Raw genomic sequence first — 26,879 nt, 5'->3', positions numbered from 1 at the left:
GCTCCATGAAGCCATGCCGCCGCTACCCTGCCCCGCCGCCTGGGCCTCCATCACCCGCAATTGGGGCGAATTTGCGCAGGCGGACATAACGCCGCATTGCATTTTCGTAAGCTTATAAAGGGACTTGCCCCGCCATGCAGGAGATTTGCCAGGCGGGCTTCATGCCGCCGGCTCGCCATTCGCCCGCGCATGGGCGGCGTAGCGCGCCACGGCAGCCTCCACCTCCGCGTCGCGATCACCCGCCACCTGCACCGTCGGCACCGCGAATTCGATCCCGTTTTCCTTGAAGGCATTGCGGATCATCGCCAGCGCATTGCGGCGGATGACGAATTGCTCGCCGGGCTTGGTCATCATCGACAGCCGGATTTCGATCGCGAATTCGCCGAACTGCTCGACACCCTTCATCTTCAGCGTCTCGATGATATGCGGGCCGAATTCCGGATTTTCGAGCAGCGTCTGGCCGATCTGCTTGATCACCTTCTTCGCCTTGACGAGATCGGTGTCGTATTTGACGTTGAGGCTGATCTTGTCGATCGTCCAGTCGCGGTTGAGGTTCTTCACCGCGCCGAGTTCGCCGAACGGCACCGTCGTCAGCGGCCCCCGATGATGCCTGAGCTTCACCGAGCGCAGGCTGAAAGCTTCGACCACGCCTTTGTGGCTGCCGCTTTCGATATATTCGCCGATGCGGAAGGCATCGTCCCAGAGATAGAACATGCCGCTGATGACGTCCTTGACGATCGTCTGCGCACCGAAACCGACCGCCACGCCGACGACGCCGGCGCCGGCGATCAGCGGCCCGATCTCGATGCCGAGCCCGGAGAGCACCATCAATACGGCAATGACGGCGATGACGACGGCAAGGATATTGCGGAAGATCGGCAGCAGCGTCTGTATCCGTGCGCGTTTGGCCTTCTCCTCATCCGTTGCCCCGCCATCCACGGATGAATCGAGCAGCTTGCCGTCGATATAGGCCTTGATCACATGCCAGAGCAGATCGGCGGCAAGCAGGATGACGATGCCGCCGATGACGCCGCGTGCGATCTTGTCGACCATGGTGTCGCCGGCCGCCATGGTATCGGCGCCGACGCCGAGCATGTGCCCGAGCCAGATAGCGGCAACGGCGATGATCAACGCCCGCACCCCGCGGTCGAGCAGCACGGCGGCAATGCGGCGCGTCGCCAGGAAGCTCGCCTCGGTCTGCTGCAGCGATTTCACCGCAATCGTCGAGACGGCAAGCACGCGCGGCAGCAGCAGCACATAGATGCCGAGCCAGAGCAGCCAGTTGAAGCCTGCGACCCAAAGGCTCCAGAGCAACAGGAAATAAACGGTGAGCGCCCAGGAGATCCCGTGACCGCGCTTCTCATCCTTGAGCGGCCGCGACCAGACCGCTTCGATCGCAATCAGCAGCAGGCCGATACCGAGGATGTAGCCGACGAGGAGCCGCGCACTCGGAGAATAGCCGAGTGGTTCCATCGACTGGATCACTGCCCAGCCGAGCATGAAATAGATGACGAAGGTCGCACAGCGGCGGTACCAGAACAGCGCAACGGCGCGCCCCGGCATGATGGGAGCGGTAATGCCTTGCCGCTCTTCCTCGGCCCGCGCCAGCCCGATGAGATCGACCAGCACACCGCCGAGGCAGATCGTGAAGCGTTGGACGATGAGCGCGACGACGCAGACGATCGCGATGCTCTGGCTGAGAGGCGGCCAGCTGAGGCTGAGAAGCGCAAGCATCGTTGCCGCCGCGAAAATCAGCGCCGGGATGACACGCGGCGCCAGATGCATGCCGGCCATCTCGGCCAGTCGACGACGGCGGCGGCGGAAGGCATAACGGGCAAGGCTCTCGACAATCGCGCCGAGCAGGAAGATGGCCAGGAACTGCGCCGCCATGCGCGGCCAGCCGTTCGCGGCGATTTCACCGAGGAACAGCGAGGACGCATTGCCGATCTGAAAGGGCAGCGTCATCGCCGCATCGGAGACCATCGAGACGTGCCGGCGGGCGTGCTGCAGCAGGCCCGACAGGACCGACATCTGGTTTTCAGCCGCCGCATTTCCCGCAGGCGTCGCCGCCATCTGCGTCGACATCCACTGCTTGACCTCCGGCGTCTGCATGAGCTGCATCATCTCACGCACCTGGGCCGGCGGGGTCGCCGCGACTGGCGCCTGGATGGGCGATGTCTGGGCAAAGCCCGGTGAAACCGCCCCCAAAAGCGCAATGAAAGCCAGCACACCCGATATGACGGCCTTCAAGCCCCCTGCCCTGCCACGCGCCATGACCGCCTCCAATGGAGTGCCGGCCGCTTGGACGAAGCAGCCCCGACATTTCCCTTTTCAGCAATGGATACTCGCGACCGCTGCCGCCAGCAAGCCGTAGGGAAACCATACCGATGGCTAGGAAAGGCTGAGGCGCCTCCTTGTCTGGAAGGCGTCGAAAGCCTCCGGCCTTCAGGATTTCGGAGCCGGCTTTTCCACGTGGCCGCCGAAGCCCGCACGCATTGCCGACAGCACCTTGTTGGCGAATTCGTCGTTGTCGCGCGAGGAGAAGCGGCCGTAGAGCGCCGCACTCAGCACCGGCGTCGGCACGCTTTCGTCGATTGCCGCCATGATCGTCCAGCGGCCTTCGCCGCTGTCGGAGACGCGGCCGGCATATTTCGACAGCGCCGGATCGGCATGCAGCGCATCGGCGGTGAGATCGAGCAGCCAGGAGGTGATGACGCTGCCGCGACGCCAGACTTCGGCGACATCCTGCAGATTGAAGTCGTATTGGAAATGTTCGGGGTGGGCGAGCGGCGCGGTTTCCGCGTCGGCCTCATGCGAGGCGGCGCCGATATTGGCGTGCTTCAGGATGTTGATGCCTTCGGCATAGGCGGCCATCAGGCCGTATTCGATGCCGTTATGCACCATCTTGACGAAATGGCCGGCGCCATGCGGGCCGCAATGCAGATAGCCCTGCTCGGCGGTGCTAGCCGCGGCCGCTTCGGCCGTGCGGTTCGGCGAGACCTCCGTCGTGCCGGCACCGGGCGCCAGCGTCGCGAAAATCGGCGAAAGGTGCTGGACGACGCCCTTCTCGCCGCCGATCATCAGGCAATAACCGCGCTCCAGGCCGAAGACGCCGCCGCTGGTGCCGACATCGACATAGTGGATGCCCTTGGTGATGAGTTCGGCGCCGCGGCGGATATCGTCGTGATAATAGGAATTGCCGCCGTCGATGACGATGTCGCCATTCTCAAGCAGCGGCAAAAGGCTCGCCAACACCTTGTCGACGATCGCCGCCGGCAGCATCAGCCAGATCGCCCGCGGATGCGTGAGCTTCGAGACGAACTCTTCGAGCGAAGCACTGCCGGTCGCACCGAGGCCTGCGAGTTCGGCAACGCTTTCGGGCCTCGCATCGTAGACGACGCATTCGTGACCGCCCCGCATCAACCGCTGAACCATGTAATTGCCCATGCGGCCCAAACCAACCATGCCAAGCTGCATAATGAAATCTCCTGGAAATCGAGATGAAGTATCGAATCCGGAAATTAGCACCCGCAGTGTGACAGGCAAGCGAAGTCTCGGCCCCAATGGCGAATGCGACGATTGCGCCGCCGACCGCCTTGGGACCGATCATCGGTCAGGCATCCGGCGCGCTGGCCGGCTCTCCCTTCATTTCGCTGAGGAACATGCCCTCGCGCAGATTGATGCCGTATTCGACGAAAGCCTTCATGCAGCAGAGCATCTGCGTCCAGCCCTCGCAGTTGAGGTAGGTGCCGCGCCGGCCGGCTTCGTCCTCGCGCCAGCCGGTCTCGGCGATGGTCACCAAGGTGCCGCCATCCTCCAGCGGCTTGAAATTCATCTCGACCGACGTCTTATAGGTTGTCTTGTCGTCGCCGGTGCCGCCATCCCAGCTGAGCACGATGCGGCTTTCCGGCACGAGTTCGACCACCTCCACCTGGGCGTCCTTCCACCAGGTCACCGTCGTACCCTTGACGAGCGGCGCGCTCGCCCCGCCGATGGTGGTGAAATAGCTGCTGAGCTTTTTCGGGTTGACCACCGCGTCGAACACCTCTGCGACGGGGCGGCCGATACGGCCGGAAACGCGGATTCCGAGAGACATGGCGCTTCTCCTTTTCTCCATAGTGCCTGCTTCCATTGCACTCGATGCCATTATGTTATAAAAACATAACATGTCAAGCGAATCGACCGACGACCCCGTTTTCAAGGCGCTGGCGCATCACCGCCGCCGCGAAATCCTCGACCTGCTCAAGGACGCCCCCCGCACCACGGGGACGCTTTGCGAGATGTTTCCGCAGATGGACCGCTGCACGGTGATGCAGCATCTGAAGGTGCTGGAGGAAGCCGATCTTGTCATCGCCAGGAAGGAAGGCCGCGAACGCTGGAACCACCTGAACAGCCTGCCGATCAAGCACATCCATGACCGCTGGATCAGCGCCTATGCCGGGCACGCTCTATCGATCCTTGACCGGTTGAAAAGCAATCTCGAAGGCTCGCCGGAACAATGATCGGGCCTACAGTTTTCCTGCACCCCTATGCATAATTTATGCGTTGCCTGGAAAGCCCGGCCTTCATAGCCTCCTCAGAAACACCCAGGAGGCGGTGCGATGACGATACTGGTGACGGGAAGCGCCGGCCATCTCGGCGAGGCGCTGATGCGCAACCTGCGAACGCAAGGCCGGCCTGCGTACGGCATCGATATCAAACCGTCGGCCTTCACCGACATGGTCGGCTCGATCGCTGACCGCGCTTTCCTCCGGCAGGCGATGTCGGGCATCCGCCATGTCGTGCATGCCGCCACACTGCACAAGCCGCATGTGGCGACCCACGGCAATCGCGATTTCCTCGACACCAATGCCGGCGGCACGCTGAACCTGCTCGAAGAGGCGGTCGCCGCGGGCGTTGCGAGCTTCGTCTTCACCAGCACCACCAGCACCTTCGGTGCGGCATTGACGCCGGCCGCCGGCGAACCGGCGGCCTGGGTGACCGAGGACGTGCTCCCGGTCGCCAGAAACATTTACGGCGTGACGAAACTCGCCGCCGAAGGCCTTTGCGAACTCTTCGCCCGCAGGTCCGGCCTGCCGGTCGTCATTCTCAGGACATCGCGTTTCTTTCCCGAAAGCGACGACGATCCTGACATTCGCGGCGGTTATTCGGCGGAGAATGCACAGGCCAACGAGCTTCTTCACCGCCGCGTCGACATCGCCGATGTGGTCGGCGCCCATCTGCTGGCACTCGAGAAGGCGCCGGCAATCGGCTTCGGCCGCTATATCATCTCGGCCACGACGCCGTTTTCATTGGACGATCTTACCGCGATCAGGCGCAACGCGTCTCAAATCGTCGAACGACTGTTCCCCGATGCAGGCGCCCTCTATGCATCACGCGGCTGGAAGATGTTTCCGACGCTCGACCGTGTCTATGTCAACGCCCGCGCAAGGCGGGAACTCGGCTGGCAGCCGCGATGTGATTTCCGCTTCGTGCTCGATTGCCTCGGCGACAACAGGGAATGGCGCAGCCCGCTGGCGCTGGACGTCGGTTCGAAAGGCTACCACGACGAGGTCTTTGACGAAGGCCACTATCCCGTAGATTAGGTAGCCCGTTCCCCGGTCGGTCCGGTATCCTTGCTGAGGCTGGCAGGGAAGGTGCGATCCACGGCAACCGATGGATGTTTACGATCCTGGGTGCCTACAAACGTAGGTGGGCGCCGTGTGTCCAGGCCCACGGGCCTGGCCAGGGACAGCTCCCTTTGGATCGAGTATGGCCCCAGGGATTGTGGTTCCTGTCGAGAGGCGCAGACCGCATCGCGATATATAAGGTCGTTTGCGCTGACGCGCCAGTGGCGGCGGCGGGTCGTCCTAATTTAATTGAAGATCAATTGAGTTCGGGGGCGGGCCGGCCGTTCAGCTTGTCGGTGATGCCGCGGATGCGGCTTGAAACCTCGCTGAGCGCCGCCGCCAGATTTTCCTCGGTGCGGGCGGTGGCCGCAAGCACCGTGTCGCGGTTGCCGCGCAAGGACTCGAGTTCGGATTCCAGCCCGGCGACGCGGCGCGTCAGCTCGGCAATTTCATCCATGATCATGATACCGGCCATAACAGTGATCCTGAGATCGCCGATTTCCCCGAACTGCCCCTTGAGATGGCCGACATAGCGGTCGAAACGGGTGGCGAGATCGGTCAGGTGATCCTCCTGCCCTTCCTCGCAGGCCATGCGATAGGCCTTGCCGTCGATCGTTACCGTCACCTGCGCCATGCCAAACTCTTTCTAAGAGAGCATGATGCCGAAAAGCGTGAGCGGTTTTCGGACGACATCATGCTCAACTCTTAAATTAGAACAGGATTCAGATTTTGAGCCAACCTGGCCTAAAATCATCCTGTTCTAGCGATCCAGAACCGCGCGGATCGTTTCCATGGCCGTCACCAGCCGCCGTGATACCTCGCGGTTGACTTCCTCAAGCCGGTTGGCGCGGAATTCGGCCTGATCGAGCTCCTGCGCCAACCGGGAGCGATCGGCGTGCACGCGCCGCACCTCGCCCTCGATCTCGCCCTGCTCGCGCTCCCGCTCGACGCGCATGTCGACGGCGTTTTCGAGACTCGAAATCGCCTGTCTCAATTCGTTGAGCGCTGCTTCCATGGTTTTGCCTGTGGGCATCATGCCTTCCCGATTCCCGCGCAGGATCCGCGAATCGGCACGCCGCGCCGGTCCTGCGATTTCAAAAAGGATATGCAGCTCGCCGACGGCCCGTCAATAAATCCTGTCACTTGCCCACCGGCCTATCCTGTGGATGAGCGTTTTAGACATCCTCGCCGCACAAGATTTGTCTTTTGTACAATCGCACGATCAAATGTCAAAAATCGAGGCGACCTGCCCGGATTTGGCGCCCCATTTATTGACTTGCCAGCGCCAACTGCTATGTGTCTGCCGCTTTCACTCGATGGTCTTGGAGGCTCGAGGCCATCCCCCCGACACCCGGAACTTGCGGAAAAGCCATGACCTCTCCCGAACAACACGACCGGATGGCGAATGCGATCCGTTTCCTCGCCATGGACGCCGTCGAAAAGGCGAACTCCGGCCACCCGGGCATGCCGATGGGCATGGCTGATGTGGCGACGGTCCTGTTCACCAAATATCTGAAGTTCGATCCGAAGAAGCCGCATTGGCCGAACCGCGATCGCTTCGTGCTCTCGGCCGGCCACGGCTCGATGCTGCTCTATTCGCTGCTGTATCTGACCGGCTATCCCGACATGACGATCGAGGATCTGAAGCAGTTCCGCCAGCTCGGCTCGAAGACCGCCGGCCATCCGGAATATGGTCACGCCACCGGCATCGAAACGACGACCGGCCCGCTCGGCCAGGGCATTGCCAATTCCGTCGGCATGGCGATTGCCGAACGCAAGCTGCGCGAGGAGTTCGGTTCCGATCTTCAGGATCACTATACCTATGCTATCTGCGGCGACGGCTGCCTGATGGAGGGCATCAGCCACGAAGCCATCGCGCTCGCCGGCCACCTGAAGCTCAACAAGCTCGTTCTGTTCTGGGACAACAACTCGATCACCATCGACGGCGCCGTGTCTCTGTCGGATTCCACCGATCAGATCGCCCGTTTCAAGGCCGTTCACTGGAACACGATCGAGATCGACGGTCACGATCAGGCTGCCATCGCCGCCGCGATCGAAGCCGCCCACAAATCCGACCGGCCGACCTTCATCGCCTGCAAGACGATCATCGGCTTCGGCGCCCCGAACAAGCAGGGCACCCATAAGGTCCACGGCAATCCGCTCGGCGCCGAGGAAATCGCCGCCACCCGCAAGGCGCTGAACTGGGAATCCGAAGCTTTCGTCATCCCGTCGGACGTCCTGGACAGCTGGCGTGCAGCCGGCGCCCGCTCCGCCGATCTCGTCAACGCCTGGGAACAGGGTGTGGCCAAGGCTCCGGCCAGGGCCGAATTCACCCGCCGCATGGCAGGCGAGCTGCCGGAAGGCTTCGATGCCGCAATCAGCACCTACAAGAAGAAGCTTGCCGAGACCAAGCCGACCGTTGCCACCCGCAAGGCTTCGGAAGACGCGCTCGAGGTCATCAACGGCTTCCTGCCGGAAACGCTCGGCGGCTCCGCCGACCTGACGCCGTCGAACAACACCAAGACCAGCCAGATGCACTCGATCACGCCGACGGATTTCGCCGGCCGGTACATGCATTGGGGCATCCGCGAGCACGGCATGGCCTCGGCCATGAACGGCATCGCGCTGCATGGCGGCCTCATTCCCTATAGCGGCGGCTTCCTGATCTTCTCGGATTACTGCCGCCCGCCGATCCGCCTCGCTGCGCTGATGGGCATCCGCGTCATTCACGTCCTGACGCATGACTCGATCGGCGTCGGCGAAGACGGCCCGACGCACCAGCCCGTCGAACAGCTCGCCGGCCTGCGCGCCATCCCGAACCTGATGGTCTTCCGTCCGGCCGACGCCACGGAAACGGCGGAATGCTGGCAGATCGCCGTCAAGACGCACAACCGTCCGTCGGGCCTTGCCCTGACGCGTCAGAACCTCAGCCCGGTCCGCACCGAATACAGCGAAAAGAACCTCAGCGAGCAGGGCGCCTATACGCTGGCCGGCAATGCCGACGCCAAGGTGACGATCTTCGCCTCCGGTTCGGAAGTCGAAATCGCCGTTGCCGCCCGCGCAGCCCTTGAAGCCAAGGGTGTCACGGTGCGCGTCGTGTCGGTTCCCTGCACGGAACTGTTCTTCGAGCAGCCGGACGCCTATCGCAAGGAAATCCTTGGCAACTCGCCGGTCAAGATCGCCGTCGAAGCCGCCGTCCGCGAAGGCTGGGATGCCTTCATCGGACCGGAAGGCACTTTCATCGGCATGAAGGGCTTCGGCGCTTCCGGCCCGGTGAAGGACGTTTACAAGCATTTCGGCATTACCGCCGACGCCGTCGTTGCGGCCGCGGAAGCAAAGCTTTAATGAGGGCGCCTTGAGGCGCTCTCCATCTCCTCAATTCCAGGCCCCTTCTATCGGGCTCTATTCTATCGGGAGTGAATGAACATGACAGTCAAGGTTGCCATTAACGGCTTCGGCCGCATCGGCCGCAACGTCCTGCGCGCTATCGTCGAATCCGGCCGCACCGACATCGAAGTCGTCGCCATCAACGATCTCGGCCCCGTCGAAACCAACGCCCACCTGCTGCGCTACGACTCGATCCACGGCCGCTTCCCGGCAACGGTGAAGGTCGAGGGTGACACGATCATCGTCGGCAACGGCAAGCCGATCAAGGTCACCGCGATCAAGGATCCGGCGACGCTTCCGCACCGCGAACTCGGCGTCGACATCGCCATGGAATGCACCGGCATCTTCACCGCCCGCGACAAGGCCGCCGCTCACCTGACGGCCGGCGCCAAGCGCGTCATCGTTTCGGCGCCTGCAGACGGCGCCGACCTGACCGTCGTCTTCGGCGTCAACCATGACCAGCTCACCAAGGAGCACATGGTCATCTCCAACGCCTCCTGCACCACCAACTGCCTGGTGCCGGTCGTGAAGGTCCTCGACGACGCCGTCGGCATCGACCACGGCTTCATGACGACCATCCACTCCTACACCGGCGACCAGCCGACGCTCGACACGATGCACAAGGACCTGTATCGCGCCCGCGCCGCCGCCCTGTCGATGATCCCAACCTCGACGGGCGCCGCCAAGGCGGTTGGCCTCGTTCTGCCGCATCTGAAGGGCAAGCTCGACGGCACCTCGATCCGCGTTCCGACCCCGAACGTTTCGGTCGTCGACTTCAAGTTCGTCTCCAAGAAGGCGACCACGGTCGGCGAAATCAACGAAGCCATCCAGGCTGCGGCGAACGGCAAGCTGAAGGGCATCCTCGGCTATACCGACGAGCCGCTGGTCTCGCGTGACTTCAACCACGACAGCCACTCCTCGATCTTCGCGACCGATCAGACCAAGGTCATGGAAGGCAACTTCGTGCGCGTCCTGTCCTGGTACGACAACGAATGGGGCTTCTCCAGCCGCATGTCCGACACGGCAGTGGCTTTCGCCAAGCTCATCTGAGCGCCTGACGAACGACTGATTGCAAGCGGCCCGGGAAACCGGGCCGTTTTGTTATAGGCACCGCGCCAGATCGACTGCGAAACCTGCTATGGTGCACTAGGCCCTGAACCGCATCGCCGGCCGGGGAAGATAGGGAGAGATGGATGGATTACTTTACCGTTGAGATCGCTGGCCGCGCCATTGCCAGCTTTCGCTCGAAAAACCACGAGGAAGCGACGCATTTCTTCGAGGCGGAAGATTTTCGCGACGACCTGACGATCCTGGAGTCCGAGGGCAAGCCGCTGTGGGACCGCAGGGCCGCTCTCAGCCTGCGCAAGGCGACCGCAGAGGAAGCCAGCGAAGTCGAGCACGCCTATGAATTCGACGATGATCCGCAACGAACCATCGATGACGAATTCGTCGTTTTCCTGGTTCCGGTCGAGGATCTGACCGACGAGAGCGAAGACACCGAAGACTGACAGTCAATCTGCATCGTTTTCGGCTTTGAAAGCCGCTTCGAAGCGACGGGGCGATGTGTCCGCAAGGATAGAATCACGGGTTGGCAATCCGCTGGCCAAACGTGATAGATTGAGAGATGCATAACGCTGCACAATGGCTGAAATGATCCAAGCGGAGGCGATCAATGGCAGGGGCGCAAAAACGCTTGTCCCACACCACCCTCAAGCGGCGGCAGCGGTTTCATCCCAAGCGGGACGTCCGACCTGCCGTGCTGGCAAAGGCTGATCGGCTGGTGATCCGGGTTGCCGCGGCCATCGGTCTCTCGTTTCTCGCCGTCACTATACTTCAGGCAGTGTTGGGATAGCGCCGATCCGCGGCTGCAATTCCTTTCTTCCGTAATTGGACAAGACGAAGGGGCCGCGTGAAAGCAGAAGCGCGCCCTATCCTGTCGCGGCTTGCAGATACCCGCAGGAAAAATCGGTCTTCCTGCCTTTCGCCCTGCTCTCGCCTGATTTTCTTATACATTCTTTATAGAGAATTTCTCCCGTAGCATTCCGTGTCGGTTGGCCGTCCGGCAGCCGTTCAGCAGCATGATGCAGCATCGCGACGAGGTTAAGCCGCAAGGCCTACCCTTCTCTGACGTTTTGCCGTTTACTGATGGGCCGCCGCGCGTGAAGAGGGGTTGGATGAAGACGGGGCGGCCTGACCTGGCCGTACTCGCGAAGCAGTCGATGGAAAGGGGTGGGCATGGAAGCGTTCTATATCGTGGTGCTGGTCTCGACGGCGCTCGTGCTTCTTGCCGCTTTTTCAAGCCTGCTCGCCTTTCGGTTCGGCGCGCCCCTCCTGCTGCTTTTCCTGATGATCGGCCTTGCCGCCGGCGTCGACGGCCTCGGCATCGAGTTCAGCAACAATTACCTCGCCTATATCCTTGGCTCCATTGCGCTGGCCGTTATCCTCTTCGATTCCGGCTTCGGCACGCCGATGCAGGCCTTCCGGCTTGCGGCCGTGCCCTCTCTGGCGCTCGCCTCGGTCGGCGTGCTGATTACCGCCTCGCTCTTTGCCGTCGCCGCCATGTGGCTCTTGAATTTCACCTGGCTGGAAGGCCTGCTGCTCGGCTCGATCGTCGCCTCGACGGATGCCGCAGCAGTTTTCTTCCTGCTGCGCATCGGCGGCATCAATATCCGCGACAAGGTGCGCTCGACGCTGGAGGTCGAGTCCGGCACCAACGATCCGATGGCGATCTTCCTGAGCATCGCCCTTGTCGAAGTGCTGGCGAGCGGCGAGCGTTACGCCGGCATCAATATCGGCATGCTCGCCATGTTCGTTCAGCAGATGGGCCTCGGCGTCATTCTCGGCCTGCTCGGCGGCATGATGATCGTGCTGATCGTCAGCAAGCTCGACACCGACCGCGGCCTGACGCCGATCTTCGTGCTGGCGCTCGCCCTGCTGGTCTTCTCCTTCACCGGCGCGGTCGGCGGCAGCGGCTTCCTCGCCGTCTATGTCGCCGGCATTTACGCCGGAAACCGCAAGATGCAGGCGATCGGCACCATCAAGCGTTTCCAGGACGGCATGACCTGGCTGGCGCAGATCATCATGTTCCTGGTGCTCGGCCTGCTCGCCACGCCATCGCAATTTCCCGTCATCATCGTGCCGGCCATTCTGCTTGCCCTCTTCCTGATCTTCATCGCCCGACCCTTGGCGATCTGGCTGTCGCTGCTCCCCTTCGACTACACGCAGCAGGAGATCGGCTTCGTTGCCTGGGTCGGCCTGCGCGGCGCCGTCTCCATTCTGCTTGCCATCATGCCGATCCTGGGCGGCCTGGAAAACGGCCAGATCTATTTCAACACGGCCTTCATCATCGTGCTGGTCTCGCTGCTCGTGCAGGGCTGGACGATCAAACCCGTTGCCAAGAAGCTCGGCCTGATCATTCCGCCGCGCATCGGCGCGGTCGACAAGGTCGAGGTCGACCTGCCGGGTGCAGCCAACCACGAACTGCTTTCCTACCGCGTCATCAAGGATAGCCCGGTGCTGCGCGGCGAGCGCATTCCGCGCTGGGCAACCCCTTCCCTCGTCATCCGTGACGGCAAGTCGATGCGCTATCAATATGCCGGGCGGCTGCGGGAGCACGATCTCGTCTATCTCTTCATCGTGCCGAGCTACTCCCGTCTGCTCGACCGGCTCTTTGCCAGCCGTGCGCCGGTGGATGAGGACGACGCCGAATTCTTCGGCGCCTTCGCGCTCTCGCCCGCCCGCCCGGCCGCCGATCTCGACGCCGCCTATGGCCCCGGCCTGCTCAACGAATCCGAAAAGGGCCTGACCATCGCCGAACTGATGCGGCAGCGCCTTGGCGGCAAGGCCGATTATGCCGACCGCGTCCGCCTCGGTTCGATCATCCTGATCGTCCGCGATCTCGACGAGCACGACCACGTCACCTCCGTCGGCATGTCGCTCGAGGCGGTCGAACCGGCAATCACCCTGCCGATCTTCATTAACCTCAAGGACATCATCCAGCGCATCCGCGACCGGCTGAAGGGACGCCGGAGGCGAGAAGCCGCAGCCTCCGAAGCCGCTCCGAAAGCAGCCGCCGGACGCGACGACGGCACACACGAAAACGGTCGCTGAACGCCTTGCGTCTCGAATGATCCTTGCTATGGTCGGCGCAATTTCCGCCAACCAAGACTGGATCTCCCCATGCCTTCCTTCAAAACCCTCGACGATCTCACTGACATCCGCGGCAAGCGCGTTCTCGTCCGCGTCGATCTCAACGTCCCGGTCAAGGACGGCAAGGTCACCGATACGACGCGCATCGAGCGTGTGGCGCCGACGATCCTCGAACTGTCCGAGAAGGGCGCCAAGGTGATTCTGCTGGCCCATTTCGGCCGGCCGAAAGATGGCCCTTCGCCGGATCTGTCGCTGTCGCTGATCGCCCCTTCGGTCGAGGAAGTGCTAGATCATGCCGTGTCGACGGCCTCCGACTGCATCGGCGAGGCTGCAGCCTCCGCCGTCGCCGCGATGAATGACGGCGATATACTGCTTCTGGAAAACACCCGCTTCCACAAGGGCGAGGAAAAGAACGATCCCGACTTCACCAAGGCGCTCGCCGCCAACGGCGACATCTATGTCAACGACGCCTTCTCCGCCGCCCACCGCGCCCATGCCTCGACCGAAGGCCTCGCCCACCACCTGCCGGCCTATGCCGGCCGCACGATGCAGGCCGAGTTGGAGGCGCTGGAAAAGGGCCTTGGCGATCCCGCCCGCCCTGTTGTGGCAATCGTCGGCGGCGCCAAGGTCTCCACCAAGATCGACCTCCTGATGAACCTCGTGAAGAAGGTCGATGCACTGGTCATCGGCGGTGGCATGGCCAATACCTTCATTGCCGCCCGCGGCACCAATGTCGGCAAATCGCTCTGCGAGCATGACCTCGCCGAAACCGCCAAGCAGATCATGATCGAAGCCGCGACATCAGGCTGCGCCATCATTCTGCCGGAAGACGGCGTGATTGCCCGCGAATTCAAGGCGGGTGCCGCCAACGAGACAGTCGATATCGAGGCCATTCCGGCCGATGCCATGGTGCTCGACGTCGGCCCGAAATCCATCCAGGCCATCAACGGCTGGATCGAGCGCGCCTCCACTCTCGTCTGGAACGGCCCGCTTGGCGCCTTCGAGATCGAGCCCTTCGATGCCGCGACCGTCGCTGCCGCGAAATACGCCGCTGGCCGCACCGCCGCCGGCAAGCTCACCTCCGTTGCCGGCGGCGGCGACACCGTCTCGGCGCTGAACCATGCCGACGTTGCCGACGATTTCACCTATGTCTCCACAGCCGGCGGCGCTTTCCTGGAATGGATGGAAGGCAAGGAGCTTCCCGGCGTCGCCGTCCTCAACGCCGGCCGGTAACTGCCTGCGCATCGGCCCGATATTTGGGCCGATGCCTCTGTTTGAAATGCTGCCGCGTCCTTTGCGCGCCGAACAGGGCGCGCAGCGCCGCCAGCCCGATTTGACAGGTTTTACATGTGGATAGACCGCGGCGGCGAAGGGCCTTCCGCGGTCTTTTGCTCACGGGCTGGAAAAAATCCCATTTTTTCAAACGATTGAATTGATTTCAATCGTTTCAGTGGCTTAGGCTTCCATTTTCCTCTCTATAAACTTCTGTTATCGCCGTCCTATATTCTTAACGCCGATGTTTAACGCTGTGGAGAGATCGAATGAGCGAACGACTGGAAGACATTGCTGTGCAGATGGTTGCGGGCGGCCGAGGACTGCTTGCTGCCGATGAATCGACCTCCACCATCAAGAAGCGTTTCGACACGATCAATCTCGAATCGACCGAAACCAGCCGCCGCGATTACCGCGAGATGCTCTTCCGCTCCGACGAGGCGATGAAGAAATATATCTCCGGCGTCATCCTGTTCGAAGAGACGCTCTACCAGAAGGCCGCCGACGGCACGCCTTTCGTCGAGATCATCCGCGCTGCCGGTTCCATTCCCGGCATCAAGGTCGACACCGGCGCCAAGCCGATGGCCAAATTTCCCGGCGAAACCATCACCGAAGGCCTCGACGGCCTCGGCGAACGCCTTGCCAAATATTATGAAGCCGGCGCCCGCTTTGCCAAATGGCGCGGCGTCATCGCCATCTCGTCGTCGCTGCCGACCCGCGGCTCGGTCCGCGCCAACGCTCAGGCGCTTGCCCGTTATGCCGCCCTCTGCCAGGAAGCCAAGATCGTGCCGATCGTCGAGCCGGAATGCCTGATGGACGGCAAGCCGGGCGACCACAACATCGATCGCTGCGCCGAAGTCACCGAAGCCACGCTGCGCATCGTTTTTGAAGAACTGGCCGATGCCCGCGTCAGCCTCGAAGGCATGATCCTGAAGCCGAACATGGTCATCGACGGCAAGAACGCCCGCAAGGCCTCGGTCGCCGAAGTCGCCGAGCGCACGGTCAAGGTGCTGAAGGCGACCGTTCCGTCCGCGGTTCCCGGCATCGCCTTCCTTTCCGGCGGCCAGACCACCGAAGAAGCAACCGCCCATCTTTCCGCAATCAATGGCCACAACCTTCCCTGGCTCGTCACCTTCTCGTACGGCCGCGCCCTGCAGGACAGCGCGCTCAAGGCCTGGAACGGCAAGCCTGAGAACGTCGCCGCCGGCCAGCGCGAATTCACCCACCGCGCCGAGATGAACAGCCTCGCCGCCAAGGGCAGCTGGAAGAAGGACCTGGAAAAGGCGGCCTGATTTTTGAACTTGGGATTCGGGCGGAGCCGCAACCGTAAGGTTGCGGCTCCTGTCCAATCCCTTAGCCTCCCTCATTCCTGTGCTCGTCACAGGAATCCAGTGCGCCCAAGTCCTTGGGCGCGAAAGACTCTTTTCTCTGAAGTAATGATTCATTCACGGCGCAGACGCGCCGTGGCTGGATTCCTGTGACAAGCACAGGAATGAGGGAGTCCGGAGAGATGTTCTCGTCACCAACGAACAGTAGAGAATTAATACGCGCACTGAAAGCTCCTACCGCTCTCATTGTCACGGCGACAAGAAACCGGCTCGCCTCGCCGAAAAATCGTGATTATCCATAGCAGCCCGCCACAACAGGAGCCGCCATGGACACCCTCTCCTACGTCACCGTCGATGTCTTCACCTCCACCCGTTTCGAGGGCAATCCGCTTGCCGTCATCTCCGATGCGCGGGGCCTGAGCGATGCGGAGATGCAGAGGATCGCCACCGAGTTCAACTATTCCGAAGTCACCTTCGTCCTGCCGCCGGAAAATCCTGAGAATTCCGCCCGCGTGCGCATCTTCACCCCGACGATGGAAATTCCCTTCGCCGGCCATCCGAATGTCGGCACCGCCTATGTGCTCGGCCAGCAGGCGGAGATCTTCGGCAAGCCGGTCGGCGAGAAATTGCGTTTCGAGGAAAAGGCCGGCATCGTCGAAGTCGACCTGAAACGCAGCGGCGGAAAGATCGCGGCCACCGCCATCCGCGCGCCGCAGCCGCTGGCGATCGGCGATGCCATTGCCGAAGAAACCATCGCCCGTTGCGTCTCGCTCGAGCCCGGCGCCATCGTCAAGACCACCCACGCCCCGGTCTTTGCCTCGGTCGGCCTGAACTTCGCCGTGGCCGAAGTGGGCGGGCTTGAAGCGCTGGCCGCCGCCCGCCCGAACCTTGCCGGTTTCCAGGCGGCTGCCGGCCGCCAGACGACGAGCGGCCATGACTTCTCGCTCTTCGTCTATGCCAGAACATCTGAAAATCCGTGGCATCTTCGCGCCCGCATGTTCGCACCGCTCGACAACGTGCCCGAAGACCCGGCAACCGGCAGCGCTTCAGCCGCCCTCGGTGCCTATCTCGTCTCGCTTGCGCCGGAGGCCGATATGAACGCCCGCATCACCATCGAACAGGGCGTCGAGATGGGCCGCCGCAGCGTCATCGCCCTTGATGTCGTGAAATCCAAGGGCATCGTCACCGATGTCGTCATCTCGGGAAGCTGCGTCTTCGTCATGCGCGGAGAAATTATTCTGCAGGACTGACGAGCGCATATCGGCTTACATCAGGAAATCGCGCGAAAGCAGGGCCAATGCCCAGACGCCGAAAGCGATCAGCGCGATCTTCCAGAAATCCATCCGCCGCCGGAGGCCGGGAAGCCCGAGCGGCTTGATCAGCTGTATCGCCATGGCAAGGATGAGCAGCAAGGCTATCAGCTTTGTCATGCTTTATTTTTTCCATTTTTCGGAATGTCACAGGACGGACATCTTTCCGCGCCAACACAGGTGCTTCGCACGCCGTAAAGACATTCCGGGGCACAATCAATCATCTTGAGACTGGGCTGACGCAGGTCATGCCTTATGTCTATTTCAAAATCACAGAGACCGAGTCTGGGGAAATGAAGAGAAACCTTCTGTCCGTCGCCGCGCTGCTTTTTGGCACGCTCTTCCTTTTCATGGGCAACGGCCTGCAGGGCATCCTGCTTCCCGTGCGCGGCAATCTCGAAGGCTACGCCACCACGACGCTTGGCCTGCTCGGCACCTCATGGGCTGGGGGCTTCGTCATCGGCTGCCTGGTGGCGCCGAAGCTGGTGCGCCGCGTCGGCCATGTGCGCGCCTTCTCGGGCTTCATCTCGATCATCGCCATCATCGCCCTGGTCAGCGGCATCATCATCGATCCGATCTGGTGGGTGGTCCTGCGCGCCGTCACCGGCTTCTCGACCGCCGGCACCTCGATGATCATCGAAAGCTGGCTGAACGAGCGGGCCAGCAACGAGAGCCGCGGCGCGATCTTCTCGCTCTATATCGGCATCACGCTGCTCGGCGTCGTCGGCGGCCAGATGATGATCCCGCTCGAGGATGTGCGCACGCCGGTGCTGTTCATGATCTGCGGCATCTTCTATTGCATCGCCATGCTGCCGACGACGCTTTCGACCGCCGCTTCGCCGCAGCCGCTGAAGGCGGTACGCCTCGACCTGCCGGCGCTCTATCGCAATTCGCCGGTCTCCTGCCTCGGCATCCTGCTCGTCGGCATCGCCAACGGCGCCTATGGCACGCTCGGCGCCGTGTTCGGCGCCGGTGCCGGCCTCTCCGATACCAGCATCGCCGTCATGATGAGCGCCACCATCTTCGCCGGTGCCATGATGCAGCTGCCGGCCGGCCGGCTTTCCGATCGCATCGACCGGCGCTATGTGCTCGCCGCCATGTCCGGGATCGCCGCCGTTGCCGGCTTGCTGATCTTCATGCTCCACCCGACATCACCAGCCTTGCTGATCGGGCTCGTCGTCCTTTACGGCGCGGTGGCCAATACGCTCTATCCGATCGCCGTCGCCCACGCGAACGACTTCGCGGCATCGGAGGATTTCGTCAAGGTCTCCGGCGGCCTGCTACTGCTCTACGGCATCGGCACGGTGATCGGCCCGACGATCGGCGGCCCCGTCATGTCGGTGATCACCCCGCATGCGCTTTTCCTCGTCACCGCCATCGCCCACGTGCTGATCACCGTTTACGCCATCATCCGAAGCCGCATCCGCGCCGCCGTCCCGGCCAGCGACCGCGACGCTTACACGACGATCCCGACCGGCACCTCGCCGATGCTGACACCGCAAAGCATGTCGCTTGCCGATCGCGGCAGCGGCAAACCTGCAGAAACCGGCAAACCTTCTGAAGCGGGGAAGTCTCCCGAAAGCAGCGATCCTGCTGTAAAGTTCGGCTAAGCAATTTCAGGAAAAGTGCGAAGCAGTTTTCCGTCCGGAATTGCGATAAAGCAAAAAAGCTAGAGCGGTTCTGCGCTTCTATGAAGAGCTGAATCGCTCTAGAGCGCGGCGCGATCTTTCAGCTTCGCTCCCGCGCTTTGGGTCTTTATGTTCGAGGCAGCAAAGGAGGAACCCATGAGCTTCATCGATGACGACCGGCCGCAGAAGAAGACCGCCCACGAGATCGGCGCCGATCTCTCCATGCTTTCGGTCGACGAGCTGAAGGCGCGGGTGGATTTGCTGAAGGCGGAGATCGCCCGCCTCGAAGCCGAGGCCGCCCGCAAGGCCTCCGGGCGGCAGGCGGCGGAAGGCTTCTTCCGCTCGTGAGCCGATAACCCCCGAAAAACAAGGCCATAGGCGGATAAATGAGCCCGCCTCAAGTCTTGCTTCGGCACAATGTTAATAAAATATTAAGCTTTATAAGGTATTACTGTACTCATCCAGATTTTCTCTGGATTTCAGACAGTTTTCCAAGCGGTGAATTGGTCTGATTTTTCTCCCTGTTTTACCTTGAGAGCCGCTTTTGCGGCTCTTCTTTTTCCTTGTGCCCGGCGCATTTCCACGAAACTGTGGAGATTAACCCTTTCTTAAGAAACGGCTTGCGCAATTGGGCTAATGATACCATCTTAAAGACATAAAGACCGGGCTCCGAAACTTTTCCGTCGGTGCTGGCGTTACCTGACCATAAAGTAGCTGCGTGCAAACAGGGACTATTGCGATGTCGGAAGTTGGATTGAACACGATCAGTTTTGCAGGCCGCGCTGCTGCATCCTCGCAGTTCAAGGCACTTTATGCGGAAGGCATGTCGCTGGTCGAAGAGACCGCCGCCTATCTCGACGGCCAGGGCCGCGCCGCCTCCAAGGTTCTGCCGCGGATGGCCTCGGTTCTCTACGCCGCGGAATCGATGCGTCTCACCACCCGTCTCATGCAGATGGCCTCCTGGCTGCTGCTGCAGCGCGCCGTCAATAACGGCGAAATGTCCCGTGACCAGGTGCTGGCCGAGAAGAACAAGGTTCGCCTCGACGGCTTCAACGTCGACCGCGCCGCGCCCGGCTGGGGCGACCTGCCGGAATCCTTCCGCGACCTCGTCGAGCGCTCGCTCCGTCTGCAGAACCGCATTGCCCTGCTCGACCGCGAGATATATCGCCCGTCCGAAGCCGTGATCGTTCACGATAATCAGAACAGCGTCCAGGCCCAGCTTTCGCTGCTGCAGACTGCCTTCGGCAACAACTGACCAGATCTGCGGGAATTCCATACAAACCGGCCGCGTCCGACGCGGCCGGTTTTTCTTTGCCTGAAAACGCCGCCTCCCGAACCACGCAAAAAAGCCCGGCAAAACCGGGCTCTTTTCGAATTCCGTCGGGCAGAAGCGACTAAAGCATGTCGCGCAAAAGTGTGCAGCGGTTTTGCGGCAACGACATGCGCAAAAACGAAGAGCTAAAGCGCGAGAAGCGCGCTTTAGAGGCCGAGGCCGCCGAAACGCTTGTTGAACTTGGAAACGCGGCCGCCGCGGTCCATGAGCTGCTGGTTGCCGCCGGTCCAGGCCGGGTGCGACTTGGAATCGATTTCGAGGTTCATGACGGCGCCTTCCGAACCCCAGGTCGAGCGGGTTTCGTATTCGGTGCCATCGGTCATGACCACCTTGATCATGTGATAGTCGGGATGGATGCCTGCCTTCATAACAATCTTCCTGCGATACCGGAGTTCAATTTGCCGCATGCAGTTGCGGCCACCGAACCGATTGAATAAATGAAGCCGCAGTCGTGATGGCTACGGCTTCCCATTAGGATGGCGTGCCTATACATGAAGGGCGCTTAGATAACAAGAGCCAACAGGCCGCATTGCGCGGGTCCTGAGGGTGATCGGAGACGATTTGGCAGAGCAGGCACGGGCTGAGGAAAACAAAAGGCGGTCGCTACGGCCGCTCGGCAGGCTGACGCCCTACGTCATGCGTTATCGCGGCCTGGTGGCCGGTGCGCTGACGTCGCTGGCGCTTGCCGCCATCACCTCGCTGGCGCTGCCGCTCGCCGTGCGTCGCATGATCGATCACGGCTTCACCCAGTCCGACGGCCGCTTCATCAACAGCTACTTCGCCATGCTGATGATCATGGCCGTCGTTCTCGCGGTCGCAAGCGCGTTGCGCTATTATTTCGTCATCACCATCGGCGAGCGCATTGTCGCCGATCTTCGCCGCGACGTCTTTTCCCATGTGACGCGGCTGTCGCCCTCCTTCTTCGACGTCAACCAGTCCGGCGAGATCGTCTCGCGCCTGACCGCCGATACGACGCAGATCAAATCCGCCGTCGGCGCCACGGCCTCGGTGGCGCTCAGAAACCTCATCCTCTGTATCGGCGCGATGGGTATGATGATCGTCACCTCGCCGAAGCTTTCGAGCCTCGTCATCGGGGCGATCCCGCTGATCGTCTTCCCGCTCGTCGCTTTCGGCCGCTCCGTGCGCAAGCGCTCCCGCGCCGCCCAGGATACGCTCGCCGATGCCTCCGCCTTCGCCAACGAGACGATCGCCGCGACCCGCACCGTCCAGGCATTCAACGGCGAGGATGCGGCAGCGACGCGCTACGGCACCGCCGTCGAATCCGCCTATGAGGCGGCCCGCGCCGCCATCCGCTCGCGCGCGCTGCTCACCGGGATCGCCATCACGCTGATCTTCGGCAGCGTCGTCGCCGTGCTCTGGGTCGGCGCCCACAGCGTCCTTGCCGGCACGCTTTCGGCCGGCACGCTCGGCCAGTTCCTGCTCTACGCCGTCATCTCCGCCGGTTCGCTGGGCGCGCTGTCGGAGGTCTGGGGCGAACTCTCGCAGGCAGCCGGTGCCGCCGACCGGCTGACCGAGCTTCTCGACGAAATCTCGCCGATATCAGCCCCCGCCAGTCCGCAGGCCCTTCCGTCGCCCAGCCTTGGCCGCGTCGAATTTTCCGGCGTGCATTTTGCCTATCCCTCGCGCCCCGGCAAATCGGCGCTGCATGGCTTGAGCTTCACCATTGCGCCAGGCGAGACCGTTGCTATCGTCGGCCCCTCCGGCGCCGGCAAGAGCACCGTCTTTTCGCTGCTGCTGCGCTTTTACGATCCGCAGCAGGGCAGCGTGAAGATCGATGGCGTCGACGCGCAGCTGACGACGCCCGACGAATTGCGCCGGCGCATTGCCATCGTGCCCCAGGATGTCACCATCTTTGCCGCCTCGATTCATGACAACATCGCCTTCGGCCGTCCCGGAGCCTCGCGTGACGAGATTCGCGCCGCAGCCCTTGCGGCCCAGGCCGATGAATTCATCACGCGGCTGGATCAGGGTTATGAGACCGAGGTCGGCGAACGCGGCATTACCCTCTCCGGCGGCCAGCGCCAGCGCATCGCCATCGCGCGCGCCATCCTGAAGAACGCGCCCGTGCTGCTGCTCGACGAGGCGACGTCGGCGCTCGACGCCGAAAGCGAGACGCTGGTGCAGAAGGCGCTCGACGGCCTTGTCGACGGCCGCACGACGCTCGTTATCGCCCATCGCCTGGCAACGGTGTTGAAGGCCGACCGCATCCTCGTCATGGATCAGGGCCGCGTCGTCGAGGAGGGCACCCATCAGAGCCTGATCCGCCACGGCGGCATCTATGCGCGGCTGGCGCGGCTGCAATTCGACGCCGCCAACGAAGACGTGCTCGCTGGCGCGAAATAGGCGGCCATCCGCTGCTGCGCCGATAGCGACTAAAGTCTCATCCGTCACGCACCTCCCCGCGGTTGTCTTTCGCGCCTCCCGCCCTAACCTCTTCATGCCCCCGGGTAGGGGATGGCTATTGAAATCCTTGGGAGGAGATAGGAATGGCGCCTTTCGATATGACGCGACGCGCGGGCCTTGCGCTCGGTTTCGGTGTGCTTGCGGCCTTTGCATCAGGCACGTCTGCCGCTGCTGCGGATTTTCCCGATCATGCGATCACCATGGTCGTGCCCTTCGCGGCCGGCGGCTCGACCGATGTCGTTGCCCGCATCGTCGCCCAGAAAATGTCGGAGGATCTCGGCCAGCAGGTGATCGTCCAGAACGTCGCCGGCGCCGGCGGCAATCTCGGCGCCGGTAACGTCGCCCGCGCCGAACCTGACGGCTACACCATTCTGATGGGCACGGTCGCAACCCACGCGCTCAATCCGCTGATCCTCAAATCGACCCCCTATGATCCCGAGAAGGACTTCGCGCCGGTCTCGCTGCTCGTCGTCGTGCCGAACGTGCTGGTCGTCAATCCGGAATTGCCGGCAAAGACCGTGCCGGAGCTGATCGCGCTGCTGAAGGCCGAGCCCGAAAAATACAGCTATGCCTCGTCGGGCAACGGCACGCCGCTGCATCTGTCCGGCGAATTGTTCAAGTCCATGGCGGGCGTCAGCATGCAGCATATTCCCTATAAGGGTGCCGGCCCGGCCTTGAACGACGTCATCGGCAATCAGGTGCCCATCATGTTCGACAACCTGCCCTCGTCATCGAGCCACATCAAGGCCGGCACCTTGCGGGCGTTGGCAGTGACCACGGCCAAGCGCGCGTCCTCCTTCCCCAATGTGCCGACGGTCGCAGAGTCAGGCATACCGGGCTATGAAACCTATACCTGGAATGCGCTTTTCGCCCCGGCCAAGACGCCGAACGAGGTGGTGATGCGTCTCAACGCCTCGGCCAACAAGGCGCTCAAAGACCCCGCCGTTGCCGAGCGGATGAAGGAATTCAGCGCCACCATCGTCGGCTCGACGCCGGATGAACTCGCCGCCCATGTGAAGGCCGAGCTCGCCAAATGGGGACCGGTGGTCAAGGGCGCGAACATCCAGATGGAGTGACGGCGGCGGCGCAGGCCCCTCCGGTTGCAGCCGCGGGAAACGGCGACAATTGGACGCTAGAACAGGATGATTTTAGGCCGGTTGGCCTAAAATCTGAATCCTTTTCTAAATTAAAAAGCTAGAGCATGATGTTGTCCAAAAACCGCGCGCACTTTTCGGCATCATGCTCTAAGCAGCCAATTCTAATTAAGGTAGTGGAAAAGCTCGCCATTTTGATCTAGCCTCGCTGACGCTGATGGTTGCAATTCAGCGTTTCGGGAGACATCCATGTATAAATTCGAAGTTTATAAGGATAAATCAGGCGAGTTCCGCTTCCGCTTCAAGGCATCGAACGGCGAAACCATGTTCCTTTCCGAAGGCTACAAGGCGAAGGCGTCCGCCATGAGTGCCATCGAATCGATCAAGAAGAACACGCCGGGCGCCGACGTCGTCGACCAGACGAAGGCTGAAGCCTGAGCAGAATGGCAGCGGCGGCTTGAATGCCGCCCCTGCCCCCCCGCGCGCCCTGAGCAGCGCCGGTACCCTTGAGCCCGCCCGGCCTGGTCGCTTGTCATTTTCGGCGACATTTTTCTTTTTCGCATATTTTTTCGAAAGCCATGTCGAAACGACCCGTCGCCGCGCCTCATTGTATCGGAACGGCGGAACCGTTCTGCCGGGCCTCTCAGCTTTCGGGATATCGGCCCCCGATATCGGATGCCCGGATCAACGCCACAACGAGATCAGGAGTTTTCCATGCAATATGCTCTCATCATTCGTGAAGCCGCCGAGGACTTCGCCAACCGCAGCGATCCCGCCTATCGCGACGGCTGGGTCGCCTACAGCAAGGCGCTTGCCCAGGCGGGGATCATGACCGGCGGCGCCGGGTTGACGGCGCCGGAGACCGGCACGGTCGTGCGCCGCAGAGGCGAGGAGCACGACGTTCAGGATGGCCCTTATCCGGAAGGCAAGGAACAGCTCGGCGGCTTCTATCTGATCGACGTTCCCGACATCGACACCGCGCTGGAATGGGCGACCCGCGTGCCGATCTCCGACAAGGGGTCGGTCGAGGTGCGTCCGCGCCTGCAGATGTGAGGCGGCAATGCCGCCCGATGCCGGACGCGCCGCCGAAAAGGTGGCGCGTCGGTCCTACGGCAAGCTGATCGCCTTCCTCGCCGCTCGCTCGCGTGACGTGCCGGCGGCGGAGGACGCATTGTCGGAAGCGCTGGCTTCGGCCCTTCGCATCTGGCCGGAGCGCGGCGTTCCCGGCAACCCGGAAGCCTGGCTGCTGGTGGCCGCACGCCGCAACCTCATGCAGGCCGCCCGCCGCCGCACCGTCGAGACCAATGCGCAGACGACGATAATGGTGGCCTTCGAGGAAGCGGAGGAACGCATGAACGCGGCCGGCAACGCCGTCTTTCCCGATGAGCGGCTGAAGCTGCTGTTTGCCTGTACCCATCCCGCCATCGACAGCTCCGTACATACGGCGCTGATGCTGCAGACCGTTCTCGGCATCGAGGCGAGAACCATCGCACGGGCCTTCGTCGTTTCGCCTGAAGCGATGAGCCAGCGGCTGGTGCGGGCCAAGGCGAAGATCCGCGATGCCGGCATTCCCTTCGCCGTCCCGCCTCGTCCCGCTCTGCCGGAGCGGCTCGCCGCCGTGCTTTCGGCGATCTACGCCGCCTATGGGCTCGGATGGGACGGTCTCGACGGCGAGGAGGAACGCCATTCGCTTGCCGGCGAGGCGATCTGGCTCGGCCGCGCGCTGCTGGCGGTGCTGCCGGACGAACCGGAAGCGATCGGCCTGCTGTCGCTGATGCTTCACTGCGAGGCCCGCCGCAACGCCCGGCGCGACTGTGACGGCCGCTATGTGCCGCTGGACGAACAGAATACGGCGGCTTGGAACGCGATGATGATCGCCGAGGCGGATGCGCTGCTGCGCAAGGCCGGAGGTTTCGATCGCTTCGGTCCCTTTCAGTGCCAGGCTGCGATCCAGTCCGTGCATGCGGCGCGCCGGCTTTCGGGAGCGACCGACTGGCAGGCGCTGACGACACTCTACGCGGCGCTGGTGACGATAAAACCCACGCTCGGCGCACATGTCGCCCAGGCTGCGGTACTCGGCAGGGCCTTGAGCGCTGCCGCCGGCCTGGAGCGGCTCGACAGGCTCGATCCGCGCGAGGTTGCGGCCTATCAGCCCTATTGGGCCGTGCGCGCCTTTCTTCTGGCACGAGCCGGTGACGATGCCGCAGCAGTCGACGCCTACATGACGGCGATCGGCCTCAGCGACAGCCCCGCCGTGCGCGATTTTCTCGCCGACCGGCTGAAAGAGGCGCGGCAAGCCACGCCGGGCTGATTATTTCTCGGTCAGCTTCAGCTCGATGCGACGGTTGGTGGCCCGCGCATCCGGCGTTTCGCCGGGCGCGATCGGCTGGAACTCGCCGAAGCCGGCGGCAACGAGCCGGTCGGCCGGCACGCCCTGGCCGATCAGGAACTTGACGACCGAAATCGCACGTGCCGAGGAGAGCTCCCAATTGTCGCGATAGCGGCCCGTCCCGGCAAGCGGCACATTATCGGTATGGCCGTCGACACGCAGCACCCAGTTGATCTCCGGCGGAATTTCCTTGGCGAGATCGAGAAGGGCGGCGGCGAGTTTGCCCATCTCGGTCTGCCCCTCCGGGTTGAGATCGGCGCTGCCCGAGGGAAACAGCACTTCCGATTGGAAGACGAAACGGTCGCCGACGATGCGGATATTCTCGCGGTCCGAAAGGATCTCGCGCAGGCGGCCGAAGAAGTCGGAGCGGTAGCGGTTCAGCTCCTGCACGCGCGCGGCGAGCGCAACGTTGAGGCGGCTGCCGAGATCGGCGATCTTGGTCTGCGAGACCCGGTCTTTCTCCTCCGAAGCCTGAAGCGCCGCTTCGACGGCGGCGATCTGGCTGCGAAGCGCTGCGATCTGCTGGTTCAGCAGCTCGACCTGGCTCAGCGCCCGCTCGCTGACCTGTTTCTGCTCGTCAAGCTCCTGTGTCATCGCGCCGATCCGCTTCTGCGCCGCGTCCTGGCCGCCCGACCCGGCATTCAGCAGCGCCTGCAGCCGCGAGCGATCGCCCTCGGCACTGGCAAGCGAGGCCTGCAGATTGGCGACCGAATCCTGGAGGTCCTGATTGCTGCCCTTTTCGAGCGCAAGAAGCTGCGTCAGCTCGTTGATCTGGCTGTTGAGGCGACTGAGCACCTCATCGCGTCCTGTTATTTCGCGGCTGAGGATGAATTGCCCGACGACGAAAACCGTCAGCACGAACATGATCGAGATGAGCAGCGTCGACAGCGCATCGACGAAGCCCGGCCAATAATCCACGCTGCGTTCGCGGCGCCGGTTGCGGGCAAGAGCCATGG

The 26,879-nt window shown here is 62.5% G+C and carries 26 protein-coding genes and 1 other RNA gene; 18 read left to right on the top strand and 9 right to left on the bottom strand.

The genetic code is table 11. The annotated features are described in order from the left end of the window. Positions 1-159: 159 nt before the first annotated feature. The 3 genes from QMO80_RS16985 to QMO80_RS16975 all read right to left on the bottom strand — a co-directional run bounded on the left by QMO80_RS16985 (position 160) and on the right by QMO80_RS16975 (position 4,096). Positions 160-2,274: a mechanosensitive ion channel family protein gene (locus QMO80_RS16985; RefSeq protein ID WP_283197578.1), complete on the bottom strand. Its 2,115-nt coding sequence runs from the start codon at positions 2,272-2,274 to the stop codon at positions 160-162. Between the two features lie 171 nt (positions 2,275-2,445). Beyond that, positions 2,446-3,477 (bottom strand): phosphogluconate dehydrogenase (NAD(+)-dependent, decarboxylating), encoded by a 1,032-nt coding sequence (gnd, locus tag QMO80_RS16980; protein ID WP_283197577.1) that lies wholly within the window; start codon positions 3,475-3,477, stop codon positions 2,446-2,448. A 136-nt stretch (positions 3,478-3,613) separates the two neighbouring features. Further along, a complete protein-coding gene (locus QMO80_RS16975) occupies positions 3,614-4,096 on the bottom strand; it encodes an SRPBCC domain-containing protein (RefSeq protein WP_283197576.1) in 483 nt (160 codons plus the stop codon). Between the two features lie 70 nt (positions 4,097-4,166). Here QMO80_RS16975 and QMO80_RS16970 point away from each other — a divergent pair, with 70 nt between their 5' ends. Both QMO80_RS16970 and QMO80_RS16965 read left to right on the top strand, forming a co-directional pair. Continuing rightward, positions 4,167-4,502, top strand: a complete 336-nt coding sequence (locus QMO80_RS16970) for a helix-turn-helix transcriptional regulator (protein WP_283197575.1) — start codon at positions 4,167-4,169, stop codon at positions 4,500-4,502. A 99-nt stretch (positions 4,503-4,601) separates the two neighbouring features. Beyond that, positions 4,602-5,585, top strand: a complete 984-nt coding sequence (locus tag QMO80_RS16965; protein ID WP_283197574.1) for an NAD(P)-dependent oxidoreductase — start codon at positions 4,602-4,604, stop codon at positions 5,583-5,585. A gap of 51 nt (positions 5,586-5,636) precedes the next feature. On the opposite strand, the gene ssrS is transcribed toward QMO80_RS16965, so the two are convergent. The 3 genes from ssrS to QMO80_RS16950 all read right to left on the bottom strand — a co-directional run bounded on the left by ssrS (position 5,637) and on the right by QMO80_RS16950 (position 6,645). Next, positions 5,637-5,795: non-coding RNA, 6S RNA (gene ssrS, locus QMO80_RS16960), on the bottom strand. A 70-nt stretch (positions 5,796-5,865) separates the two neighbouring features. Continuing rightward, a complete protein-coding gene (locus QMO80_RS16955; protein ID WP_283197573.1) occupies positions 5,866-6,243 on the bottom strand; it encodes a cell division protein ZapA in 378 nt (125 codons plus the stop codon). Positions 6,244-6,369: 126 nt separating this feature from the next. Next, positions 6,370-6,645: a DUF4164 domain-containing protein gene (locus QMO80_RS16950; protein ID WP_037094330.1), complete on the bottom strand. Its 276-nt coding sequence runs from the start codon at positions 6,643-6,645 to the stop codon at positions 6,370-6,372. A gap of 335 nt (positions 6,646-6,980) precedes the next feature. Here QMO80_RS16950 and tkt point away from each other — a divergent pair, with 335 nt between their 5' ends. The 8 genes from tkt (at position 6,981) to QMO80_RS16910 (ending at position 16,995) form a co-directional block, all read left to right on the top strand. After that, positions 6,981-8,954: a transketolase gene (gene tkt, locus QMO80_RS16945; RefSeq protein WP_283197572.1), complete on the top strand. Its 1,974-nt coding sequence runs from the start codon at positions 6,981-6,983 to the stop codon at positions 8,952-8,954. A gap of 81 nt (positions 8,955-9,035) precedes the next feature. Further along, the gene (gene gap, locus QMO80_RS16940) at positions 9,036-10,046 is read left to right on the top strand and encodes a type I glyceraldehyde-3-phosphate dehydrogenase (protein WP_283197571.1); all 1,011 of its coding nucleotides are present in this window, start codon (positions 9,036-9,038) and stop codon (positions 10,044-10,046) included. Positions 10,047-10,189: 143 nt separating this feature from the next. Continuing rightward, on the top strand, positions 10,190-10,504 hold the full coding sequence (locus QMO80_RS16935) for a hypothetical protein (RefSeq protein ID WP_283197570.1): 315 nt from the start codon (positions 10,190-10,192) through the stop codon (positions 10,502-10,504). A gap of 164 nt (positions 10,505-10,668) precedes the next feature. After that, positions 10,669-10,848, top strand: a complete 180-nt coding sequence (locus tag QMO80_RS16930; RefSeq protein ID WP_283197569.1) for a hypothetical protein — start codon at positions 10,669-10,671, stop codon at positions 10,846-10,848. A 383-nt stretch (positions 10,849-11,231) separates the two neighbouring features. Continuing rightward, positions 11,232-13,106: a potassium/proton antiporter gene (locus QMO80_RS16925; protein ID WP_283197568.1), complete on the top strand. Its 1,875-nt coding sequence runs from the start codon at positions 11,232-11,234 to the stop codon at positions 13,104-13,106. A gap of 69 nt (positions 13,107-13,175) precedes the next feature. Beyond that, positions 13,176-14,378, top strand: coding sequence for a phosphoglycerate kinase (gene pgk / locus QMO80_RS16920; protein WP_283197567.1), 1,203 nt, complete (start codon positions 13,176-13,178; stop codon positions 14,376-14,378). A gap of 308 nt (positions 14,379-14,686) precedes the next feature. Next, positions 14,687-15,709 carry a class I fructose-bisphosphate aldolase gene (locus tag QMO80_RS16915; protein ID WP_283197566.1) on the top strand — a complete coding sequence of 341 codons (1,023 nt, stop codon included), beginning with the start codon at positions 14,687-14,689 and terminating at the stop codon, positions 15,707-15,709. Between the two features lie 362 nt (positions 15,710-16,071). Beyond that, a complete protein-coding gene (locus QMO80_RS16910; protein ID WP_283197565.1) occupies positions 16,072-16,995 on the top strand; it encodes a PhzF family phenazine biosynthesis protein in 924 nt (307 codons plus the stop codon). A 15-nt stretch (positions 16,996-17,010) separates the two neighbouring features. Here the strand turns inward: QMO80_RS16910 and QMO80_RS16905 are convergent, their stop codons facing one another. Further along, on the bottom strand, positions 17,011-17,175 hold the full coding sequence (locus QMO80_RS16905) for a hypothetical protein (protein ID WP_172601230.1): 165 nt from the start codon (positions 17,173-17,175) through the stop codon (positions 17,011-17,013). 173 nt (positions 17,176-17,348) lie between these two features. On the opposite strand from QMO80_RS16905, the gene QMO80_RS16900 reads away from it, so the two are divergent. The 3 genes from QMO80_RS16900 to QMO80_RS16890 all read left to right on the top strand — a co-directional run bounded on the left by QMO80_RS16900 (position 17,349) and on the right by QMO80_RS16890 (position 19,938). Further along, positions 17,349-18,665 carry an MFS transporter gene (locus QMO80_RS16900; RefSeq protein ID WP_283197564.1) on the top strand — a complete coding sequence of 439 codons (1,317 nt, stop codon included), beginning with the start codon at positions 17,349-17,351 and terminating at the stop codon, positions 18,663-18,665. Between the two features lie 174 nt (positions 18,666-18,839). Next, positions 18,840-19,031: a DUF1192 domain-containing protein gene (locus tag QMO80_RS16895; RefSeq protein WP_049734638.1), complete on the top strand. Its 192-nt coding sequence runs from the start codon at positions 18,840-18,842 to the stop codon at positions 19,029-19,031. Positions 19,032-19,422: 391 nt separating this feature from the next. After that, positions 19,423-19,938, top strand: a complete 516-nt coding sequence (locus tag QMO80_RS16890) for a DUF1465 family protein (RefSeq protein WP_003542804.1) — start codon at positions 19,423-19,425, stop codon at positions 19,936-19,938. Positions 19,939-20,162: 224 nt separating this feature from the next. Here QMO80_RS16890 and rpmE read toward each other — a convergent pair whose 3' ends face one another. Continuing rightward, positions 20,163-20,384: a 50S ribosomal protein L31 gene (gene rpmE, locus QMO80_RS16885; RefSeq protein ID WP_003566413.1), complete on the bottom strand. Its 222-nt coding sequence runs from the start codon at positions 20,382-20,384 to the stop codon at positions 20,163-20,165. 193 nt (positions 20,385-20,577) lie between these two features. Here rpmE and QMO80_RS16880 point away from each other — a divergent pair, with 193 nt between their 5' ends. From QMO80_RS16880 to QMO80_RS16860, 5 genes are all read left to right on the top strand, one after another. After that, on the top strand, positions 20,578-22,380 hold the full coding sequence (locus tag QMO80_RS16880) for an ABC transporter transmembrane domain-containing protein (protein WP_283197563.1): 1,803 nt from the start codon (positions 20,578-20,580) through the stop codon (positions 22,378-22,380). A gap of 143 nt (positions 22,381-22,523) precedes the next feature. Further along, positions 22,524-23,516, top strand: coding sequence for a tripartite tricarboxylate transporter substrate binding protein (locus QMO80_RS16875; protein ID WP_283197562.1), 993 nt, complete (start codon positions 22,524-22,526; stop codon positions 23,514-23,516). A 267-nt stretch (positions 23,517-23,783) separates the two neighbouring features. Continuing rightward, entirely contained in the window at positions 23,784-23,972 is a 189-nt protein-coding gene (locus QMO80_RS16870) for a YegP family protein (protein ID WP_039622103.1), read from the top strand. 276 nt (positions 23,973-24,248) lie between these two features. After that, a complete protein-coding gene (locus tag QMO80_RS16865) occupies positions 24,249-24,587 on the top strand; it encodes a YciI family protein (RefSeq protein WP_088937633.1) in 339 nt (112 codons plus the stop codon). A 7-nt stretch (positions 24,588-24,594) separates the two neighbouring features. Further along, positions 24,595-25,845, top strand: coding sequence for an RNA polymerase sigma factor (locus tag QMO80_RS16860; protein WP_283197561.1), 1,251 nt, complete (start codon positions 24,595-24,597; stop codon positions 25,843-25,845). Here QMO80_RS16860 and QMO80_RS16855 read toward each other — a convergent pair whose 3' ends face one another. After that, a complete protein-coding gene (locus QMO80_RS16855) occupies positions 25,846-26,877 on the bottom strand; it encodes a peptidoglycan -binding protein (protein ID WP_283197560.1) in 1,032 nt (343 codons plus the stop codon). It abuts the gene before it with no gap. Positions 26,878-26,879 lie beyond the last annotated feature (2 nt).

Source organism: Rhizobium sp. BT03 (assembly GCF_030053155.1).
Classification (GTDB): domain Bacteria; phylum Pseudomonadota; class Alphaproteobacteria; order Rhizobiales; family Rhizobiaceae; genus Rhizobium.
The sequence above is the reverse complement of the archived record's forward strand: the minus strand, read 5'-3'. Positions and strand labels throughout refer to the sequence as shown.

Bases quoted from the DNA above. Each gene is read 5' to 3' on its own strand.
- QMO80_RS16985 (WP_283197578.1), bottom strand. From the start codon at position 2,274: ATGGCGCGTGGCAGGGCAGGGGGCTTGAAGGCCGTCATATCGGGTGTG.
- gnd (WP_283197577.1), bottom strand. From the start codon at position 3,477: ATGCAGCTTGGCATGGTTGGTTTGGGCCGCATGGGCAATTACATGGTT.
- QMO80_RS16975 (WP_283197576.1), bottom strand. From the start codon at position 4,096: ATGTCTCTCGGAATCCGCGTTTCCGGCCGTATCGGCCGCCCCGTCGCA.
- QMO80_RS16970 (WP_283197575.1), top strand. From the start codon at position 4,167: ATGTCAAGCGAATCGACCGACGACCCCGTTTTCAAGGCGCTGGCGCAT.
- QMO80_RS16965 (WP_283197574.1), top strand. From the start codon at position 4,602: ATGACGATACTGGTGACGGGAAGCGCCGGCCATCTCGGCGAGGCGCTG.
- QMO80_RS16955 (WP_283197573.1), bottom strand. From the start codon at position 6,243: ATGGCGCAGGTGACGGTAACGATCGACGGCAAGGCCTATCGCATGGCC.
- QMO80_RS16950 (WP_037094330.1), bottom strand. From the start codon at position 6,645: ATGATGCCCACAGGCAAAACCATGGAAGCAGCGCTCAACGAATTGAGA.
- tkt (WP_283197572.1), top strand. From the start codon at position 6,981: ATGACCTCTCCCGAACAACACGACCGGATGGCGAATGCGATCCGTTTC.
- gap (WP_283197571.1), top strand. From the start codon at position 9,036: ATGACAGTCAAGGTTGCCATTAACGGCTTCGGCCGCATCGGCCGCAAC.
- QMO80_RS16935 (WP_283197570.1), top strand. From the start codon at position 10,190: ATGGATTACTTTACCGTTGAGATCGCTGGCCGCGCCATTGCCAGCTTT.
- QMO80_RS16930 (WP_283197569.1), top strand. From the start codon at position 10,669: ATGGCAGGGGCGCAAAAACGCTTGTCCCACACCACCCTCAAGCGGCGG.
- QMO80_RS16925 (WP_283197568.1), top strand. From the start codon at position 11,232: ATGGAAGCGTTCTATATCGTGGTGCTGGTCTCGACGGCGCTCGTGCTT.
- pgk (WP_283197567.1), top strand. From the start codon at position 13,176: ATGCCTTCCTTCAAAACCCTCGACGATCTCACTGACATCCGCGGCAAG.
- QMO80_RS16915 (WP_283197566.1), top strand. From the start codon at position 14,687: ATGAGCGAACGACTGGAAGACATTGCTGTGCAGATGGTTGCGGGCGGC.
- QMO80_RS16910 (WP_283197565.1), top strand. From the start codon at position 16,072: ATGGACACCCTCTCCTACGTCACCGTCGATGTCTTCACCTCCACCCGT.
- QMO80_RS16905 (WP_172601230.1), bottom strand. From the start codon at position 17,175: ATGACAAAGCTGATAGCCTTGCTGCTCATCCTTGCCATGGCGATACAG.
- QMO80_RS16900 (WP_283197564.1), top strand. From the start codon at position 17,349: ATGAAGAGAAACCTTCTGTCCGTCGCCGCGCTGCTTTTTGGCACGCTC.
- QMO80_RS16895 (WP_049734638.1), top strand. From the start codon at position 18,840: ATGAGCTTCATCGATGACGACCGGCCGCAGAAGAAGACCGCCCACGAG.
- QMO80_RS16890 (WP_003542804.1), top strand. From the start codon at position 19,423: ATGTCGGAAGTTGGATTGAACACGATCAGTTTTGCAGGCCGCGCTGCT.
- rpmE (WP_003566413.1), bottom strand. From the start codon at position 20,384: ATGAAGGCAGGCATCCATCCCGACTATCACATGATCAAGGTGGTCATG.
- QMO80_RS16875 (WP_283197562.1), top strand. From the start codon at position 22,524: ATGGCGCCTTTCGATATGACGCGACGCGCGGGCCTTGCGCTCGGTTTC.
- QMO80_RS16870 (WP_039622103.1), top strand. From the start codon at position 23,784: ATGTATAAATTCGAAGTTTATAAGGATAAATCAGGCGAGTTCCGCTTC.
- QMO80_RS16865 (WP_088937633.1), top strand. From the start codon at position 24,249: ATGCAATATGCTCTCATCATTCGTGAAGCCGCCGAGGACTTCGCCAAC.
- QMO80_RS16860 (WP_283197561.1), top strand. From the start codon at position 24,595: ATGCCGCCCGATGCCGGACGCGCCGCCGAAAAGGTGGCGCGTCGGTCC.
- QMO80_RS16855 (WP_283197560.1), bottom strand. From the start codon at position 26,877: ATGGCTCTTGCCCGCAACCGGCGCCGCGAACGCAGCGTGGATTATTGG.